Below are 307 nucleotides of genomic sequence, written 5' to 3' on the forward strand. Positions count from 1 at the left end.
ATAGCCGCCGGACTACTGGGGTTTCTAATCCTGTTTGCTCCCCATGCTTTCGCGCCTCAGCGTCAGTCTCAGCCCAGTAAACCGTCTTCACCACCGGTGTTCTTCCACATATCTACGCATTTCACCGCTACACGTGGAATTCCGTTTACCCTAACTGCACTCTAGCTGAATAGTTTCAAATGCAGCTCCGGGGTTGAGCCCCGGAATTTCACATCTGACTTATTCTGCCGCCTACGCGCCCTTTACGCCCAGTAATTCCGATCAATGCTTGCACCCTCCGTATTACCGCGGCGGCTGGCACACATAT

At 53.1% G+C, this 307-nt stretch carries 1 rRNA gene; it reads right to left on the reverse strand.

The features are described from left to right. Positions 1 to 307: ribosomal RNA gene (locus tag GSQ80_RS23140) — 16S ribosomal RNA — on the reverse strand; the annotation flags it as partial.

Origin of the sequence: Granulicella sp. L46 (assembly GCF_009765785.1) — a bacterium.
Lineage (GTDB): Bacteria > Acidobacteriota > Terriglobia > Terriglobales > Acidobacteriaceae > Granulicella.